Genomic DNA, 17620 nt, shown 5'->3' with positions numbered 1-17620 from the left:
AAGCTGAAATCGGGCCGGATCTCGCCCCGATGCGCTCCGCCCTGCCGTTTTCTCTGCCCCGCTGTTTAGTCCCTGCGTTTGATGGATCGGGTCCGGACCGTGCGGCTGGTCGTTTCCTCAGTCTGCTGCCTGCCTATCTCTGCCATCGGATCACCGCGCGAGCGCTGGTGATATCCGTCACAAGACCGGTCACGGTGTCGGCCTCGGCCTTCGGAACGGAGATCGTCAGAACTGCACCGGTATCCGTGAAGGCCTGATTGCAGAGCTGAACGCCCGGGATCACCGCAAGACGGGCCTGGACGAGCGCCAGATCGCCGAAGCCGCAGGCTATCGTGCCTGAGATGCTCTGGACGAGCATCGTCTTCTTCGCCTCCCGCAAGCAGAGGGCGGCGGTTCCGCCATAGGCGCGGATCAATCCGCCGCCGCCCAGCAGGACGCCGCCGAACCAGCGCGTCACGACGACGGCGACACCATCGAGGGCTTGGCCATCGATCGCGGCGAGGATCGGCTTGCCCGCGGTTCCGCCGGGCTCGCCATCGTCATTGAACCGATAGCGCTGGCCGAGGCGCCAGGCCCAGCAATTGTGATTGGCGGCCGGATCGGCCTGCGCGGCGATGAAGTCCTTGGCCGCCGCCTCGTCGGCAACGGGGCCGGCGAGGGCCAGGAAGCGGCTCTTCTTGATCTCCTGCCGTGCGGTGGTGAGCTCGACGAGGGTCAGGCGCGTGATCATGCGCCGATCTATCATGGCGCCCCGTCATCACAAGCCCAGAGCAGCCGGGCGCACGGTCCGCGCGGCGGGGAGCGGTCATGGGAGGCGCTGCTTTGGCAGTCCTGGGGGGCGCTCCCGGAAGCGTCCTCCGCGAGAAGGGCGCTGAAGGCCTGCGCGGCCCGGCTGAGATAGCGTTCCTTGTGCCGCAGCATGATGAAACGCCGGGCCGGGATGTCCACTGCGACTTCGACGAGCGCACCCGAATGCAGGGCGTTGGCGACGACGAGCCGCGACATCAGGCTGGCGCCGGCGCCCGCCTCGACCGCGGCGCGCACGGCCTCGTTGGCGGGCAGTTCCAGTGCGATATCGAGCGCGGCGAGCGAGCCTCCGGCGTCGACGAGCACGGTGTCCAGAAGCTGCCTCGTGCCCGAGCCGGGCTCCCGCAGGATCCAGGATGTCTGGTCGAGGGCCGATGCATCGATGTGGTCCTGCCTGGCCCAGGGATGCTCCGGCGCCACGACGATCGTCATCTCGTCCATCGCCACGACCTGGCTCGCAAGATGGGGATCGTCGACCTCGCCTTCGACGAAGCCGATATCGGCAAGCCCGTCATGGATCGCGGCGGCGACCGTCTCGGTGTTGCCGATCACCAAGGGCGTCTCGATGCCCGGATGCCGGGCACGAAACGCTGCGAGCCGGCGCGGCAGCCAGTAATTGCCGATCGTCTGGCTCGCGGCGAGGGCCAGCCGGCCGCGCTTCAGCCCGGCGAGATCCGACAGGACCTGCTCGCCGGCCGTGGCGCGGGCGAGGATCGCGCGCGCTTCGACGAGGAACAGGGCGCCGGCATCGGTCAGCATGATCCGGCGCCCAACGCGGTCGAACAGCCTCACCGCATGGCGCTGTTCAAGCGCGGCGATGGCGGCGCTCGTTGCCGATTGGGTGAGGTTGAGCGCTGCGGCTGCGCGGGTGACGTGCTCGCGCTCGGCGACCGCGACGAAGATGCGAAGCTGCTCGAGGGTCATCGACTGCCAGCTGGTTCACAGAGCTGAGCGGCGAGCACGCGCGATTGTTGCTGCCGATCGATGCTGGACGGCGCCATTGGAGCGTCCTTCTTTCGGGAACGACGACAATCAATCGATAATATCGATTATAATAACTCAATCAACCCGTTTGATTGATTGAATGAGGCGAGGCAAAACTCGCTCCGTCAGATTCTCAGGTGCTCCAATGACTTTGCAGACCCAGGGCCAGGCCGGGCTGGCCGACCAGATCGCCGCCAAGGCAAGGCATTTCGGACCAGGCCTGCTGCTGTGCCTGGTCGTGTCGGGCGTGGCGCTCGCCGCCGAGCATGTCGAGGCCGGATTTTTCGGGCGGGCCTGGCTCGAAGCCCTGGTTCTGGCGATTCTGATCGGCACCTTGGTCAGGTCCCTCTGGCGTCCCGGTCGCCGCTGGCTCCCGGGCATCGCGCTCTCGGCGAAGACGCTGCTGGAGATCGCGGTCGTCTTGCTCGGCGCTTCGCTGAGCGCCGTGACGATCGCCGCAGCCGGCGCGCCGCTGCTGCTCGGGATCGCCGCGGTCGTCTTCGTGGCGATCGGCCTGAGCTATGGCATCGGCCGCCTGCTCGGCCTGCCGCAGCGCATGGCGATCCTCGTCGCCTGCGGCAACTCGATCTGCGGAAATTCAGCGATCGCGGCTGTCGCGCCGGTCATCGGGGCCGACGGCGACGATGTCGCGGCGTCGATCGCCTTCACGGCGGTGCTCGGGGTCGCGGTCGTCCTCGGCCTGCCGCTGCTGATCGCGCTGCTCGGCCTCAGCGTCCACCAGTTCGGCATCCTGGCGGGCCTGACGGTCTATGCCGTCCCTCAGGTCCTCGCGGCCACGGCGCCGGCCGGCCAGGCGGCGATCCAGCTCGGAACCCTGGTCAAGCTGGTGCGGGTGCTGATGCTCGGCCCCGTCGTGCTCGTGCTGTCGATCCGGCTGCGTGGACGGACAGACGCGCCTGCCGCCGGGCACCGGTTCGCCCCTCATCACATCGTGCCCTGGTTCATCGTCGGCTTCGTGGTGATGGCGGCGCTCCGCTCGGCCGGACTGATCCCGACGGTATTGCTGAGCCCGTTGGCCGGTCTGGCGAACCTGCTGACCATCATCTCAATGGCGGCGCTCGGGCTCGGCGTCGATCTTCGCTCCGTCGCCAAGGCCGGGCCTCGCGTCAGCGCCGCAGTCATCTTGTCGCTTCTCGCGCTCGGAGCGATCTCGCTCGGGCTGATCCATCTGCTCGCAGTGCCTTGAGAGCTGGCCCGGACGGGGATCGTTCGGGCTCACGCCGCCGAGCGCCCGGCGATGGCGGCGAGCCAGAGCGAGACTGCGACCGCGCCGCCATCGGGCACGCCGAGGGCGCGATCGCCGAGATAGCTCGCGCGGCCGAGGCGGGGCTTCATCCCGGCTGTCGCCTCGGCGCCGCTCCGTGCCGCCTCGGCCGCCTGCGCCCAGGCTTCGGTCGCGGTGAGATCGCGCCGGACGGCGTCGGCCAGAGCATCGGCGGCAGGCAGCAGGGCGTCGAGCATGGTCCGGTCGCCGTCCCTGGCGCCGCCGAGCTCGGAAATGGCGGCGACGCCGGCCGCGAAGGCGGCGCTCCAGCTCTTCAGATCGCTCTGCGGTTCCCCGGCGAGCTGGCGCGCCGCACGCAGCAATCCGACGGCGTAGAACGGTCCGGAGCTGCCGCCGATCGCCCGCCGCAGGGCGCCTGCCAGCAAGGCCAGGACCGAGGCGGCGTCGGCCGAGCGGCTTGCCGTGCAGCTCGCGCGGATCGCATCCGCCGCCCGCTTCATGCTGATGCCGAGGTCGCCGTCGCCGGCGCGGCTGTCGAGTTCGGTGAGCTGCGTCTCGGCAGCTTCGAGAGCGGTCGCGGCGGCAAGGGCGGCGCGCCTGACCGTTTCGCCGAGCGCGTCCGCCGAGACGACGGTCTCGCTTTCCGCGGCAGGCTCTCCGACCGAGACGATGCTGGCGCGCTGCGGCACGAGGCCGGGGCCGGCCCAGGCCGGAGCCTGCGTCGCCTGGTCGAGCAAAGCGAGGCGGGCATCGTCCAGCGCCATCACCGAGAGCGAGAAGCCCGGCATTTCGAGCGCGCTCAGCAGGGTGCCGGCCCAGGCCCGTCGCACGACCAGGCCATGCTCGCGCAGTCGGGCGAGCGCGCGCCTGGCGACGACCGCGAGCTCCATCGTCGTGGTGCCGCCGAGATTGTTGACCAGCAGGGCGACGGGCGTGCCGGCGGGATAGCCGCGATCGGCGAGGATCATGTCCAGCATCCGGTCGGTGATTGTGTCGGCCGATGCGATCTTCTGGCGGGCGATGCCGGGCTCGCCATGGATGCCGAGGCCGAGTTCGATCTCGTCCTCGCCGAGGCTGAAGCCCGGCGTGCCGGCGGCCGGGATCGTGCAGGCGCCGAGCGCGACGCCCATGGTGCCGGTCGCCGCCGCCGCTGCCCGGCCCGCCGCCGCGATCCTTTGCAGGTCCGCGTCGGCTTCGGCCAGCGCGCCGACGATCTTGTGGATCAGCACCGTACCGGCAATGCCGCGCCGGCGCTCTTCCGGAACTGTGTCACGCAGGGCGACATCGTCGGCGACGACGACGATCTCGGTCGGGATGCCGCTGGCGCGCGCGAGTTCCGCCGCGAGCCCGAAATTCAGCCGGTCTCCGGTATAGTTCTTGACCACCAGAAGCGCGCCGGCCGGCCCCGCGACGGCCTGGATCGCGGCGAGGACCGCGTCGACGGAGGGCGAGGTGAAGACATCGCCGGAGACGGCCGCATGCAGCATGCCCGTGCCGACATAGCCGGCATGGGCGGGCTCATGGCCGGCACCGCCGCCGGAGATCACCGCGACCTTGCGCTGCGCCGCCTCCGGCGTGTCACTGCGCAGCACGACGTCATGCTCCGCCAGCAGGGCGAGACCGGGATGAAGGGCAACGATCCCCTCCAGCATTTCGCGGACGACCTGGCGGGGATCGTTGATCAGCTTCTTCATGGCATCCTTCCAGAAGGCACGGCGCATTCCGCGGCACAGACTGGCGCATAGTTGAGCCCGGTCAACCCGGAAGGGGGCCCGGATGCCATGAGGCAGCGGCCGGGCGCCCTCAGGCGGGGCCGTAGTGGCGGTGCAGTGCGTCCGAGAGGGTCTCGGCCAGGCGTCTCGTTTCAGGATCGAGCCGCGTCTCGCGCGCGGTCTGGCTCGCTTTGGCGCGCAGGCTGCCGGCATCGGTTCCGGTCGCTCTGCCGTTTCGGCAGAGGATCTTTCCCTCGACCATGGTCATGACGACGTCCCGGCCCGTCGCCCGCGCCAGCATGGCCTCGAGGACTTGCCCATCGGGGGCCAGATAGGCCCCCTCGGACTCCGCCAGATCGATCGCGACCAGATCGGCCTTGAGCCCTGCGCCGATGCGTCCCGTCCCGTCGAGAAAGGCGGCGTCGGCGCCTCGCTCCGTGGCGGTGGCGAGGAAAGTGCGCAGCTGTTCGGCCGGGGCCGCTGCGGCCGAGCGCCCGAGCAGCCGCCCGAGCCGCAGCTCCGAGAGATAATCCTCATTGTCGTCGAGCGCGCAGTTATCGGTGCCCAGCGCGAAGCCGATACCGGCCTCCATCAGGGCCGCGATCGGCGGGGCGCCGTTGCCGAGGCGCAGATTCGAGCCGGGATTGACGACGATCCTCAGGCCAAGGCGCGCCGCATCGGCGATGTCCTCCGCCGTCGCCTGGACGAAATGCGCTGCGCTGGTGCGAGTCTCGAAGAGGCCAAGTGCGGCGAGCCGCACCAGCACCCGCTCCGGATAGAGCGCGCGGCAGCAGGTGGCCTGCGCCGGCGATTCGAGGAGGTGGAAATGCATGCCGACGCCGCGCACGCCGGCGTCGGCGGCGAGAGCCCGCCAGGCTGCGTCGCTGACCCATTGCGGCCCGGCCGGCCCATAGGCGAAGCCCAGCCGCGGATGGCCGGCGTATTCGGCGCAGAGACGCGCCATCAGGCCGATCGTCTCGTCGAGCGGCAGGTAGCCGGGCCTGGCGGCACCGATCAGCGCCTGCACATCGGCGGGCAGCGATGCGAGGAAGGCCTTCTCGTCCGCCGGTGGGTAGACGAGGCCGCCGCGGTCGGCATAGCCGACGCAGATCGTGGCGCGCATCCCACTGTCGTCATAGGCTCGGATCGCGGCGCGCAGCTCAGCCTCATAGTCCCCCGAGCCATAGGAGTAGTTGGCGTGCAGCGTCGCGGTCACGCCGTTCTCGATCATCTGCAGGGCGGCGAGCCGGGTCAGCGCGTAGACATCGGGCGCGGCCCGTCCTCGCCGCCGGGCGATCCATGGCTCCAGCGCATCGTCGGGGAAGCCGAGCTGGATCTGGCTGAGGCCGCGACCATGCTGATGTGCGTTGATCAGACCGGGCATCAGGCAGGCATGGCCGAGCGAAACGATCTCGGCGCCCTGATGGGCGGCCCGCAATTCGCCGGCGGTGCCGCAGGCGGCGATGAGCCCGTCACGAACCAGGACCGCCCCGCCCGCGATCACAGGCGAGGCGGCATCCCGCAGGAGATAATCCGCTTCGAGAAGCAGCACGTCAGAACAGCTTCTGCGGCAGCCAGAGCGCCATTTGCGGCCACAGGACCAGCAGCGCCGTGAAGCCGAGCATCAGCAGCACGAAGGGGAGCGCGCCATAGATCACATCCATGATCGAGCCCTGGTTCCGGACGCCCTGCACGACATAGAGGTTCATGCCGATCGGCGGCGTGATCAGCCCGATCTCCATCATCAGCACCAGGAAAATGCCGAACCATACCGGGTCGATGCCGAGATGCACGACCAGCGGGAAGACCACCGGAATGGTCGCGATCATCATGGAGAGCGTCTCCATGAAGCAGCCGAGGATCAGGTAGAAGACCACCAGGATCAGGATGATCTCGAGCTGGCTGGCACCGAACTGCGAGACGAACGAGGTCAGCGCTTGCGGGATGCCGAGCACGCCGATCACAAAGTTCAGGAAATGCGCCCCGACCATGATCAGCAGGATCATCGCGGAGATGCGCACCGTCGCGATCATGCTCTCATGCAGCAGCGCGAGCGAGAATTGCCGCTTCGCGATGGCGACGCCAAGCGCGCCGACGACGCCGATCGCGGCCGATTCCGTCGGGGTCGCCCAGCCGAGATAGATCGACCCCATGACGATGACGAAGATCACGAAGGGCGGAAAGATGTCGAGCAGGCTCTTGATCTTCTCGGCGCGCGGCCGGGCCGGCAGGACCGGCCCGGCGAGGCTCGGCTTCAGCAGGGCCATGACCACGATGAGGGCCATGAACAGCGCGGTCAGGATGAGGCCGGGAACGATGCCCGCCGCGAAGAGCTGGCCGATCGAGGTGTTCGTCATCGAGCCATAGATGATCATGTTGATCGATGGCGGGATCAGGATGCCGAGCGTCGCGCCGGCCGCGATGGAGCCGGTGGTGAGGCGGTCGTCATATTGGCGCTCGTGCAGGAGCGGCACGGCGACGGTCCCGATCGTCGCGGCGGTCGCGACCGACGAGCCGGAGACCGCGGCGAACACTGCGCTCGCGCCGATATTGGTATGGAGCAGCCCACCAGGCAGGCGCCGCAGCCAATCGGACAGGCAGCGATAGAGCCCGTCCGCGACGCCGGAGCGGACGAGGATCTCGCCCAGGAACACGAAGAGCGGAATGGCGGTCAGGATGAAGTCGTTCTGCCCACTCCACATCTGGTTGCCGAAGCCCATCAGGGTCGGCCAGCCGAGAAAGCCCCAGGCCCCGATGAAGGCGGTCAGGAACAGCGCGATCGCCACGGGCAGCCCGATCATCATCAGGCCGAGCATCATCACGAAGCCGATCGCGGCGCCGGTCACCCCGATCATCGGCCCTGCACCTTCATTTCGAGGGTCGGCACGGTTTCCTCCTCGATGATCTCGTCGAGTGTCTTGACGCCGTAGAAGCGGTTCAGCCCGGATCGATCGCGAGCCATCAGCCAGCTCGCATGCAGGGCGACGGCGGCGGAGGTGACGGCGAAGAACAGCAGGCCCGCGAACCAGAGGAGCTGCGGCTGCCATAACGGCGTCATCAGCGGGGTTCCGGACAGAGCGCGGTATTCGATGCTCTCGCTCAGCGCGGCATAGGCGCGCCAGGCCATGAAGCAGGCCATCACGGTGACACACCAGGCCGAGATCAGGTTGAGGATGGAACGCGCACCGGTGCCGACGCGCTCGAGGAGAATCTCGACGCGCGTATGCGAGCGCTCCAGCAAGGCGTAGGAGAAGCCGAAGGCGGCGAGGATCGCCAGCACATAGCCGCCGAACTCGTCCCCGCCCTGCAGCGAGAAGTTCATGAAGCGCCGCAGCAGGATTTCGGCGGTGACGAGCAGCGCGAGGCCGAGCAGTAGATAGCCGGCGATCAGCGACAGCGCCCTGGCGGCGGGCAGCAGGGCGCGCGCGACCGGGTTTGCCTGGGTCATGACCATGTTCCCTGAAAAGAAGGGCCACCCCGGAGGGTGGCCCTGTTGGCTACTGGATGGTCAGGCCGACTGCGGCGCCCGCGGTCTCGCTCCATTTGGCCGAGCAGGTGGCGTCGACCGCATTGCAGGTCTTCTTCCAGATCGGCAGCACGACCTTCTCCGCGACATCCTTGATCGCGGCGCGGTCGGCGGCGCTGATCTCGACGAGCTTCATCGAGAACTTCTTGTGCGACTTGCAGCCGGCCTGCCCGGTGCTGCAGGCCGTGGCGTCGTCATTGGCGGTGATGGCGAGGTTCCAGAGCTGGTCCTCGAGTGCCTTGAACTGCGCGGAGAGCTTCGCCTGCTGCTCGGGGGTGAACTTCTTCCAGGTGTCGAGATTGATGAAATGTCCCTGGACCGAGCCGGATACCGAAAGCGGCAGGAGATGGGTCGTCACCTCCGGCCAGTTGCCGGTATTGCCCGAGGTCGGCGAGGTGACGCCGCAGGAAGCGACCCCGCGCTGGAGCGCCGGATAGACCTCGGAGAACTGCAGGGTGACCGGCGTCGCACCGAAATGCTCGAGCATGGCCGACATCGACGGCGTGAACGAGCGCACCTTCAGGCCCTTCAGATCCTGCAGGGACTTGATGTCGTGGTTGCAGTAGAAGACCTGCGGCCCGAACGGCCACAGCGTCAGAACCTTGGCGTTGAAGCGCGCCTGCAGGCGCGCATCGAAGGCGGCACGATAGGCGTCGACGACCTTTCGCAGGCTCGCCATGTCGGTGGCGACGCCGATCAGATCGACGCCTTCGAAGAAGGGGTCGTCACGCGAGGCCATGCCGATCTGCACCGACATGACGTCGAAGGAGCCGCCGCGCAGCATGCGCAGCGCGTCCGGCGCCTTCACCCCGACGACATCCATCGGATTGTAGTTCATGGCGATCGGCACGCCCGCCTTGGCGCCGAGCGCATCGAAGAACGCCCGCTCGATTTCGACCTGCTTGACGTTCTGCGAGAAATTGCCGGCGACCCGAAGCGGTGTCTGCGCCGATGCGGAAACGACGCCGGCCAGCATGGCCGCCGCGAAAGCCAAGCGCGGAAATAGATTCCTCATATCTGCCGTCCCCTTTTGCATTTTGCATTCAGAATGAGCATTGATCGTCAAAAAGACGCTCTCGCCGAGACAATGCACATTTCAGGCCAGGCCGGTTCCCCAGGCGCACTCGCATCCGGCGAAGATGTGGAGCGCTCTTGCGGTTTTGAGCAGCCTATCGCGAAAAATGGCTCGTACAATAAAAAAATCGGCTCAGCGTGCACTTGCCAGCGATGTCGGATTCGCGACATACAGAGGTTTGAAATCTGGCGACCAGCCTATCGCCCTCCGGCTCTGTGAGTGATTTCTGAATGCAATATGACGTTAAGCCGACTGTGATCGGCATGCTCACCCCGTCCTCCAACACGGTGCTCGAGCCCTATACGGCGGCCATGGCCTGGCCGCTTTTTCCGGCGGTGAGCGTGCATTTCAGCCGCTTCCGGGTGACGAAGATCGCGCTCGACGCGGCGTCCAACAGCCAGTTCTCGCTCGAGCCGATCCTTCAGGCGGCAGATCTGCTCGCCGATGCCCGCCCCGATGTCATCGCCTGGAACGGCACATCGGCGAGTTGGCTCGGCTTCGACAGCGATGAGAGGCTCTGCGCCGCCATCGCGGAACGGACCGGCGTGCGCGCCACCAGCGCGATCCTCAGCCTCAACCATCTGCTCAAGGCGATGGGTGTCAGGCGGCTCGGGCTGGTCACGCCCTATACGAGCGATGTGCAGCAGAAGATCATCGCCAACTATGCGGCGCTCGGCATCGAGACGGTCGCCGAGCGGCATAGCGGCAGGTCCGACAATTTTTCCTTCGCGGAAGTCGCCGAGGCCGAGATCGCCGGCATGTGCCGCGAGGTCGCCGCCAGTGCGCCGGATGCGCTCGCCATCGTCTGCACCAATATGCGCGGCCCGCTGATCGCCCCGCAGCTCGAGCGGGAACTCGGTATCCCGGTCCTGGATTCCGTCGCCTTCACCTTATGGGGCTGTCTCGATGCCGCGGGCGCCGATATGCAGCCGCTGCGCAAGCTCGGTCGGATGTTCGGGCATCGAACACTGGCCGCGCCGGTTGTCGCGTGAGTCAGGCCTTGCCGGTGCCACCCGCCTTTCCTGAGCCGGAAGCTGCGCCGATGGCGATGCCCCCGACCCTGCACGAGGCCCTGATCGCGCAATTGCGCACGCTGCTGCTCAATGGCGAGCTGGCCGACGGCAGCCGGATTCCCGAGGCCAAGCTGTGCGAACGCTTCGGGGTATCGCGCACGCCCTTGCGCGAGGCGCTCAAGGTCATGGCTGCGGAAGGCTTCGTCACCTTGCGGCCGAACCGCGGGGCCGTGGTCGCGCCGATCGACCCCGGCGAGATCGGCCCGCTCGTCGAGTTCAAGGGCGCGCTGGAGCGGCTGATCGGCCTGCTCGCCCCGGAGCGCGCGAGCGATGCCGACATCGCCGAACTCGAGCGCCTGCATTTTGCCCTGAAGGACGCCCTGATGCGGGATGAGCATGCGAGCTACACGCATCTCAATTTCGCCTTCCACCAGAAGCTGGCGCAGACGACGCAGAACCCGGTTCTGGTGCAGAGCTACGAGGCGCTGCAGCAGAAGATCTGGCGCTATCGCTTCACCATCAACGAGCTCTCCGAGCGGCTGACGCAATCCTACCAGGAACATGAGCGGATCATGATCGCCCTGCGCGCCCGCGCCCGGCTCGACCTCGCCGAGCGGCTTGAGGAGCATAACCGCCTGACCGGTGAGGCCATGTCCCGGGCGCTCGCGGCGGTCGCCAGGCCAGGCAAGGCGCCGAGCGCCCGCAGACGGAGGAAGTCGGCATGAGGACGTTCGACACAATCATCCGCGGCGGGCGCATTTCGACCGCCTCCGACACGTTTCACTGCGATATCGGCATCAGGCATGGCAGGATCGCCGCGCTGGGCGAGGATCTCGGCGAGGCCGAGCGCGTTATCGAAGCGCAGGGGAAATGGGTTCTGCCTGGCGGCATAGACAGCCATGTCCATATCTCGCAGCCCTCAGGCGAGGGCATCCGGATGGCCGATGATTTCGAGAGCGCGACGCGCTCGGCGGCACTTGGCGGCAACACCACCGTCCTGCCCTTCTGCCTGCAGGAAAGCGGAGTTCCGCTGCGTCAGAGCGTGCAGGCCTATCACGCCATGGCTGAAGGCGCCTGCTATACCGACATCTCGTTCCATCTGATCATCTCGGACCCGACCGAGCAGGTCCTGGGCCAGGAGCTGCCGGCGCTGGTCGGCGACGGCTATACCTCGTTCAAGGTCTTCATGACCTATGAGGGCCTCGCCCTGAGCGATCTGGAGCTGCTGAAGGTGATGGCGGTGGCGCGCGAGACGCGCGCACTCGTCATGGTCCATGCCGAGAATTACGACGTCATCCGCTTTCTGACCGAGCAGCTCGAACAGGCCGGCAGGACGACTCCACGCTTCCACGCGACCTCCCGCCCGGTCATCGCCGAGCGCGAGGCGACCTATCGCGCGATCTCGCTGGCGGAACTGTCCGACGTCCCCCTGATGGTGGTCCATGTCTCCAATCGCGAGGCGATGGAGGAGATCCGCCGGGCCCAGCAGAAGGGCCTGAAGATATTCGGCGAGACCTGCCCGCAATATCTGACCCTGACCGAGCAAGATCTAGACGGCCTCAACATGGAAGGGGCGAAGTATGTCTGCTCGCCGCCGCCCCGCGATGCGGCCAGCCAGGAAGCCTGCTGGGAAGGGCTGCAGCAGGGCGTGTTCTCGGTGTTTTCCTCCGATCACTGCCCCTTCCGCTATGACGATCAGCAGGGCAAGCTCGCACCGAAAGGGCGCACCAGTTTCCGCTGGGTTCCCAACGGCATTCCCGGCGTCGGCGCACGCCTGCCGATCCTGTTTTCCGAGGGCGTGATCGCAGGGCGGATCGATATCAACCGCTTCGTCGCCCTGACCGCGACCAACCATGCCAGGACCTATGGGCTCTATCCGCGCAAGGGTACGATCGCGGTCGGTGCCGACGCCGACATCGCGATCTGGGATCCGCAGATCGAGCAGGTGCTGACGCATGCCATGCTGGACGACGGCTCCGATTACACGCCCTATGAAGGCATGAAGATCACCGGCTGGCCGGTCATCACCCTGGTCCGCGGCGAGATCGTCGCCCGCAACGGCAGGATCGAGGCCCGAAAGGGCCACGGAACCTACCTCAAGCGAGAGATCAGCCAGTTCGCCTGAGCCGGGAAAACCTGGTCGGCGCGACGGGCTTCGGAATTCGAGGCGGGCTGCTCACCCCCGCATGCTGCCCGTCTCGATGAAGCGCTGGTGCCAGGACAGGGCTTCGGCCGGCAGGCAAGGCGATTGCAGGCCGTAGGATCCGGCCTGGGCCCGGCGGTAATAATCCTCCAGTGCCGGCCGGTAGTCCGGATGCGCGCAGTTGGCGATGATCGTGCGAGCGCGCTGCTTCGGGCTGAGGCCGCGCAGATCGGCGAGGCCCTGCTCGGTGACGATCACCTGCACGTCCTGCGTGATGTGGTCGACATGGCTGGCCTGCGGCACGATCGCCGAGATCGTGCCGCCCTTGGCGGTCGAGGGCGTCATGAAGATCGAGATATAGGCGTTGCGCGCGAAGTCGCCCGAGCCGCCTATGCCGTTCTGGATGCGCGAGCCCATGACATGGGTCGAGTTGACGTTGCCGTAGATGTCGGCCTCGATCAGCCCGTTCATGGCGATGCAGCCGAGCCTGCGTATCAGCTCGGGATGATTGCTGATCTCCTGTGGTCGCAGGATCATGTGGTTGCGATAGCGCGCCATTCCGGCATTGATCTTCTCGGCCGCCTGCGGGCTGACCGAGAAGGCGGTGGCCGAGGCGAGCGTCAGCTTGCCCGCATCGATCAGGTCGATCATCCCGTCCTGGATGACCTCCGTATAGGAGGTCAGGTTCTGGAACGGCGCGTCCAGCAGGCCCGAGAGCACGGCGTTGGCGATGTTGCCGACGCCCGATTGCAGCGGCAGCAGCGAGGCGGGCAGGCGGCCCTTCGCCACCTCATGGCTCAGGAAGGCGATGAGGTGGCCGGCGATGGCCTTGGCCGCTGCATCCGGCGGCGAGAAGGGCAGGTTGCGGTCCGGCGCCTCGGTCTCGACGATCGCGGCGATCTTTGCGGGGGCGCAGCGCAGATAGGGTTCGCCGATACGGTCCTGCGGCTTCACGAGCGGGATCGGCACGCGGTGCGGCGGCAGGGCCGTGCCGTAATAGATGTCGTGCATGCCTTCGAGCGCGGCGCTCTGCCAGCGATTGACCTCGAGGATCACCTTGTCGGCGCGGTCGAGCCAGGTCTTGTTGTTGCCGACGGAGGAGGACGGAATGAGCGTGCCGTCCTCGCGGATGCCGGTGACCTCTACGACCGCCACGTCGAGCGGGCCGAGAAAGCCCTGCCAGGCCATTGGCGCGACCTGCGAGAGGTGCATGTCGAAATAGTCCATCTGCCCGCTGTTGATCTTCTCGCGGGCGATGGGGTCGGAATTATAGGGCAGGCGGAATTCGATGCCGTCGACCTTGGCGAGGGCGCCGTCGAGCTCCGGGCCGGTCGAGGCACCGGTCCATATCCTGACGCGGAACGGATCGCCCGCCGCATGGGCCGCCTCGATGCGCGCCGCCAGGGCCAGCGGCACCGCCTTCGGATAGCCCGAACCGGTGAAGCCGCTCAATCCCACGGTCATGCCGCTCTTGACGAGCGCTGCTGCATCCTGTGCGCCCATCACCTTCGCGCGCAGTGCCGCATTCGCAATTCTCGACATCTCGAAATCCGTTTCTGATCGATCCGGTTCAGGCGAGCCGGAGGCTGCTCCGGTCAAATTCGTGGTTGAGAGAGCTCCACGGGGCTGAACCGGTCGCGGCCAGGGCAGTATCCCCGCAGCCGCTTCCTGGTTCTTCCACGCCGAGACGGGGGCCAAGGTCAAGCCGTGCTTTGGTCGCAGCGGGCGCGGGCCGGTGCTTCAGGGACGGCCCGGTCTGTGTGGCGGCGCCCGATCCGCGGCAGGGTCTGGTGTGTGAACAGGCGTGAACATCGCCGCAATTCTAGCGATCGGATTGAACCGGGTTTGACGCGCTTCGGGCATTTTGCGGGCACGTTCATCTGTTGGGGAAACCATGAAAAGCTGTTCGGTCATGATGCTCGCCTTGGCGGCGTTCTGCGGTGTCGAGGCGGGCGATGCGCGCTCTGCTTCAAATGAGGCCGAAACTGCCATTCTCACGGCCACGCCGGTGCGCGACGATCCGGCCAAAGCCGGCCTCGTGCTTGCAGCCACCCGATCTGTCGCGGATGGCGAGCTCTTCGACTTCGAGACATTGGGCCATCTGGCCGCCTCCCACGGTCCCTACGACCATAATGGGAGCCTGATGAAGATGGCGTTCGAGCACGGCCTCATCGTCTACGAGGAGCCGAAGGCCTCCCTGAACGGCCTCGCCCGGAAGGGGACGGTCCTGTTCCGCGGACAGCCCTTCAAGGAAGGTGGCAAGCTTTCGGGCACCGCCTATGCGTTCAAGCAGGGCTGCCCGCCCGCACCCTACCAGGTGACGGGCGGATATTCGAAGGACCGCGCGACGGTGACGCTGCGTGGGGCGGGGCCGGTCCGGGAGGGCTGCACGGTCGTCGGGCTCTCCTCGAAGAGCCCCCATTCGGTCCTGGTCTTCAGGAGCCTGATGAGCGATTGAGCCGGCATCGGGCGCCGATCGTTCGGCCGCCGCGACGCCATTGCGACGGACGGAAGCGGGCGGGGATCGGCGCCGGAAACATGGCGCGGCCTGCCCGCCGCATCCGCGTCTGCCGCCTGCCGAAACGAGCGGGCATCGCGAAGCGCGGTTGCGGCGAGGCCACGAAACCGTTCGGTCGCTATGCGGTCATGTCAGGTCCGCTTCCCCGCTCCGGCGTTCCTCACAGCCCCGCTCCGTGACAAGGAGGGGCGATCGCGTCCCCCGAGCTGGCGGCGCGCCGAGAGATCAGGGAGGGCTATCGTGAGAGAAACCGGCGCAACCGCGCTGTCCTATGGCGCGGGGCTGGCCGACGCGGCTTCGATCCGCGATTTGCGCACCCTGTCGCAGCGCCGCCTTCCGAAGGCGGTCTTCGACTATATCGACGGCGGGGCCGAGGACGAGACGGCGCTGCGCGACAATGAGGACGGCTTCCTCGGCTGGCATCTCGTGCATCGCATCGCCGTCAATGTCGCGGAACGCTCGGCGAAGGTCGAGCTGCTGGGGCGCGAGCAGGCGCTGCCGCTGGTCTTCTCGCCCACCGGCCTGACCGGATTCTACCACCCCAATGGCGAGATCCTCGCCGCCCGGGCAGCCGGCCGCATGGGCATCCCCTACACGCTGTCGACCATGTCGGTGGCCTCGATCGAGGAGGTCGCCAAAGGGGCGCCCGAGACCGATCTCTGGTTCCAGCTCTACGGCCTGCGCGACCGCGACTGGATGCATGGTCTGGTGCGCAGGGCGCAGGAGGCGGGCTATCGCGTGCTCTGCGTCACGCTCGACCTGCCGGTCTCCGGGCGGCGCGAGCGCGACGTCCACAACCGCTTTACCATGCCGCTGCGGCCGAGCCTCGCCAATGTGCTCGATCTGGCCCTGCATCCCTCCTGGTCGTTCGGCGTGCTGCGCTCGCCGCCGCGCTTCGGCAATTTCGAGGATGCCGGGACGACCGGCTTCACCAATATCGCCCAGCGCATCGCCGGTTCCTTCGACGCGTCCCTGCACTGGGGCGATGTGCAGAAGCTGCGCGATCTCTGGCGCGGCCCGATGGTGATCAAGGGCGTGATGCATCCGGAGGATGCGGCGAAGGCGGTGGAGATCGGCTGCGAAGCGCTGATGGTCTCGAACCATGGCGGACGCCAGCTCGACCATTCGCCCGCTCCGGTCACGATGCTGCCCGAGATCGCGCGGGCGGTCGGACGCCGGGCCCAACTCATCGTCGATGGCGGCGTGCGGCGTGGGACGGACATACTGAAGGCGGTCGGTCTCGGTGCCACCGCCTGCAGTATCGGCCGCCCCTTCCTCTGGGGGCTGACGGCCGGCGGCCAGGAAGGCGCGGAGAAGGCGATCACACTGCTGCGCCACGAGCTCGACGTGGCGATGATCCTGCTCGGCGTTGCGCGGCTCTCAGCCGTGACGCCGGATCATCTGCGTCCGGCCCAGCGGCGCACCCGCACCTGACGAAATGCTTGTCGGCCGGGCCCCGAAGGGCCCGGCCGGATTGGTCTCAGCCTTCGGCCCAGCGCTGCTGCAGGGCAGTGACGGACATGTAGTCATAGGCGAAGTCAGAGATCGCCCAATAGCGCAGGCTGTCCTGCTGATACGCCCAGAGATGGTCGTAGATCTTCTTGAAGTTCGGGTTGGCGGCCGACATCTCGGCGTAGAGATCCTTGGTGATCTTGTAGCTCGCCTTGAGGATGTCGTTGGGCAGCTGCCGCAGCTGGGCGCCGCCGGCGACGAGACGCTTGAGCGCGGCCGGGTTCAGCACGTCGTATTTCGCCTGCATGTCATGGCCGGCTGCCTCGGCGCAGATCTTCAGCGCCTTCTGATAGGCCGGGGGCAGGCTGTTCCACTTCTCCAGGTTGATGAAGAAGCTGAGCTCGGCCGAGCCGTCCCAGAAGCCCGGATAATAGTAATACGGCGCGACCTTGGCGAAGCCGAGCTTCTCGTCGTCATAGGGGCCGACGAACTCCACGGCATCGAGCACGCCGCGCTCCAGCGCGGGGTAGATGTCGCCGGCGCCGAGCTGCTGCGGCACCACGCCCATCTTCTGCAGCACATTGCCGCCGAGCCCGCCGATGCGCATCTTCAGGCCCTGGAGGTCGGCGGCCGACTTGATCTCCTTGCGGAACCAGCCGCCCATCTGCGCGCCGGTATTGCCGGCCGGCAGGTTGTAGATGTTGAACTTGGCATAGAACTCGTTGAGCAGCTCCAGGCCGCCGGCATGGTAGAGCCAAGCCTGCATCTGGCGGCTGTTCGGGCCCCAGGGGATCACGGTTCCGAAGGCGAAGGCGGTGTCCTTGCCAATGTAGAAATAGGAGCCGGAATGGCCCATCTCGACGGTGCCGGTCGTCACGGCATCGGCGACCTGCAGCGCCGGCACGATCTCGCCGGTGGCGAAGACCTGGATCTTGAACTTTCCGTCGGTGACCGCAGCGACCGCTTCGGAGAAATGGGTGCAGGCTCCGAACAGGGTCTCCAGCGACTTCGGATAGCTCGAAGCCAGGCGCCAGGAAATCGTCGGCAGGCTCTGCGCGATCGCCGGGCTGGCGATGCCGGCGGCCGCGCCGATGCCGGCGCCCTTCAGGAATGAGCGGCGTTTCATCAGTAACGTTTCCTCTGG

At 67.2% G+C, this 17620-nt stretch carries 15 protein-coding genes; 6 read left to right on the top strand and 9 right to left on the bottom strand.

From position 1 onward, the window contains the following. Nucleotides 1-133 precede the first annotated feature (133 nt). The gene (locus ACWGRX_RS07725; RefSeq protein ID WP_452117061.1) at nucleotides 134-730 is read right to left on the bottom strand and encodes an IMPACT family protein; all 597 of its coding nucleotides are present in this window, start codon (nucleotides 728-730) and stop codon (nucleotides 134-136) included. 11 nt (nucleotides 731-741) lie between these two features. Beyond that, a complete protein-coding gene (locus ACWGRX_RS07720) occupies nucleotides 742-1731 on the bottom strand; it encodes a LysR family transcriptional regulator (RefSeq protein WP_452117060.1) in 990 nt (329 codons plus the stop codon). A 205-nt stretch (nucleotides 1732-1936) separates the two neighbouring features. Between ACWGRX_RS07720 and ACWGRX_RS07715 the strand changes: the two genes are divergently transcribed. Next, complete coding sequence (locus ACWGRX_RS07715; RefSeq protein WP_452117059.1) at nucleotides 1937-2998, top strand: YeiH family protein; 1062 nt, start codon at nucleotides 1937-1939, stop codon at nucleotides 2996-2998. A gap of 29 nt (nucleotides 2999-3027) precedes the next feature. Here ACWGRX_RS07715 and ACWGRX_RS07710 read toward each other — a convergent pair whose 3' ends face one another. The 5 genes from ACWGRX_RS07710 to ACWGRX_RS07690 all read right to left on the bottom strand — a co-directional run bounded on the left by ACWGRX_RS07710 (nucleotide 3028) and on the right by ACWGRX_RS07690 (nucleotide 9269). Then, entirely contained in the window at nucleotides 3028-4731 is a 1704-nt protein-coding gene (locus tag ACWGRX_RS07710; protein WP_452117058.1) for a dihydroxyacetone kinase family protein, read from the bottom strand. Between the two features lie 109 nt (nucleotides 4732-4840). Further along, the gene (locus ACWGRX_RS07705; RefSeq protein WP_452117057.1) at nucleotides 4841-6301 is read right to left on the bottom strand and encodes an amidohydrolase family protein; all 1461 of its coding nucleotides are present in this window, start codon (nucleotides 6299-6301) and stop codon (nucleotides 4841-4843) included. Nucleotide 6302: 1 nt separating this feature from the next. Then, nucleotides 6303-7604: a TRAP transporter large permease gene (locus ACWGRX_RS07700; protein WP_291648354.1), complete on the bottom strand. Its 1302-nt coding sequence runs from the start codon at nucleotides 7602-7604 to the stop codon at nucleotides 6303-6305. Further along, nucleotides 7601-8197: a TRAP transporter small permease subunit gene (locus tag ACWGRX_RS07695; RefSeq protein WP_452117056.1), complete on the bottom strand. Its 597-nt coding sequence runs from the start codon at nucleotides 8195-8197 to the stop codon at nucleotides 7601-7603. Before ACWGRX_RS07695 ends, ACWGRX_RS07700 begins: the two co-directional genes overlap by 4 nt. Nucleotides 8198-8246: 49 nt before the next feature. Further along, nucleotides 8247-9269: a TRAP transporter substrate-binding protein gene (locus ACWGRX_RS07690; protein ID WP_452117055.1), complete on the bottom strand. Its 1023-nt coding sequence runs from the start codon at nucleotides 9267-9269 to the stop codon at nucleotides 8247-8249. A gap of 311 nt (nucleotides 9270-9580) precedes the next feature. Here ACWGRX_RS07690 and ACWGRX_RS07685 point away from each other — a divergent pair, with 311 nt between their 5' ends. Genes ACWGRX_RS07685 through hydA form a run of 3 tightly spaced genes read left to right on the top strand, consistent with a single transcriptional unit; the run spans nucleotide 9581 to nucleotide 12488 of the window. Then, nucleotides 9581-10342: a maleate cis-trans isomerase family protein gene (locus tag ACWGRX_RS07685; RefSeq protein WP_452117054.1), complete on the top strand. Its 762-nt coding sequence runs from the start codon at nucleotides 9581-9583 to the stop codon at nucleotides 10340-10342. A gap of 50 nt (nucleotides 10343-10392) precedes the next feature. Beyond that, nucleotides 10393-11088, top strand: coding sequence for a GntR family transcriptional regulator (locus tag ACWGRX_RS07680; protein ID WP_452117053.1), 696 nt, complete (start codon nucleotides 10393-10395; stop codon nucleotides 11086-11088). Further along, the gene (hydA, locus tag ACWGRX_RS07675; RefSeq protein WP_452117052.1) at nucleotides 11085-12488 is read left to right on the top strand and encodes a dihydropyrimidinase; all 1404 of its coding nucleotides are present in this window, start codon (nucleotides 11085-11087) and stop codon (nucleotides 12486-12488) included. Before ACWGRX_RS07680 ends, hydA begins: the two co-directional genes overlap by 4 nt. A gap of 51 nt (nucleotides 12489-12539) precedes the next feature. On the opposite strand, the gene ACWGRX_RS07670 is transcribed toward hydA, so the two are convergent. Then, complete coding sequence (locus tag ACWGRX_RS07670) at nucleotides 12540-14048, bottom strand: acetyl-CoA hydrolase/transferase family protein (protein ID WP_452117051.1); 1509 nt, start codon at nucleotides 14046-14048, stop codon at nucleotides 12540-12542. A gap of 382 nt (nucleotides 14049-14430) precedes the next feature. Here ACWGRX_RS07670 and ACWGRX_RS07665 point away from each other — a divergent pair, with 382 nt between their 5' ends. Both ACWGRX_RS07665 and ACWGRX_RS07660 read left to right on the top strand, forming a co-directional pair. After that, nucleotides 14431-14964, top strand: a complete 534-nt coding sequence (locus ACWGRX_RS07665) for a hypothetical protein (protein WP_452117050.1) — start codon at nucleotides 14431-14433, stop codon at nucleotides 14962-14964. Between the two features lie 300 nt (nucleotides 14965-15264). Continuing rightward, nucleotides 15265-16458, top strand: coding sequence for an alpha-hydroxy acid oxidase (locus ACWGRX_RS07660; RefSeq protein ID WP_452117049.1), 1194 nt, complete (start codon nucleotides 15265-15267; stop codon nucleotides 16456-16458). 46 nt (nucleotides 16459-16504) lie between these two features. Here the strand turns inward: ACWGRX_RS07660 and ACWGRX_RS07655 are convergent, their stop codons facing one another. Further along, nucleotides 16505-17602, bottom strand: coding sequence for a TRAP transporter substrate-binding protein (locus tag ACWGRX_RS07655; protein WP_452117048.1), 1098 nt, complete (start codon nucleotides 17600-17602; stop codon nucleotides 16505-16507). Nucleotides 17603-17620: the final 18 nt, after the last annotated feature.

Source organism: Allobosea sp. NPDC055594 (assembly GCF_053618995.1).
The sequence above is the reverse complement of the archived record's forward strand: the minus strand, read 5'-3'. Positions and strand labels throughout refer to the sequence as shown.

Coding starts and splice junctions, on each gene's coding strand:
- ACWGRX_RS07725 (WP_452117061.1), bottom strand. CDS start 730: ATGATCACGCGCCTGACCCTCGTCGAGCTCACCACCGCACGGCAGGAG.
- ACWGRX_RS07720 (WP_452117060.1), bottom strand. CDS start 1,731: ATGACCCTCGAGCAGCTTCGCATCTTCGTCGCGGTCGCCGAGCGCGAG.
- ACWGRX_RS07715 (WP_452117059.1), top strand. CDS start 1,937: ATGACTTTGCAGACCCAGGGCCAGGCCGGGCTGGCCGACCAGATCGCC.
- ACWGRX_RS07710 (WP_452117058.1), bottom strand. CDS start 4,731: ATGAAGAAGCTGATCAACGATCCCCGCCAGGTCGTCCGCGAAATGCTG.
- ACWGRX_RS07700 (WP_291648354.1), bottom strand. CDS start 7,604: ATGATCGGGGTGACCGGCGCCGCGATCGGCTTCGTGATGATGCTCGGC.
- ACWGRX_RS07695 (WP_452117056.1), bottom strand. CDS start 8,197: ATGACCCAGGCAAACCCGGTCGCGCGCGCCCTGCTGCCCGCCGCCAGG.
- ACWGRX_RS07685 (WP_452117054.1), top strand. CDS start 9,581: ATGCAATATGACGTTAAGCCGACTGTGATCGGCATGCTCACCCCGTCC.
- ACWGRX_RS07680 (WP_452117053.1), top strand. CDS start 10,393: ATGGCGATGCCCCCGACCCTGCACGAGGCCCTGATCGCGCAATTGCGC.
- hydA (WP_452117052.1), top strand. CDS start 11,085: ATGAGGACGTTCGACACAATCATCCGCGGCGGGCGCATTTCGACCGCC.
- ACWGRX_RS07670 (WP_452117051.1), bottom strand. CDS start 14,048: ATGTCGAGAATTGCGAATGCGGCACTGCGCGCGAAGGTGATGGGCGCA.
- ACWGRX_RS07655 (WP_452117048.1), bottom strand. CDS start 17,602: ATGAAACGCCGCTCATTCCTGAAGGGCGCCGGCATCGGCGCGGCCGCC.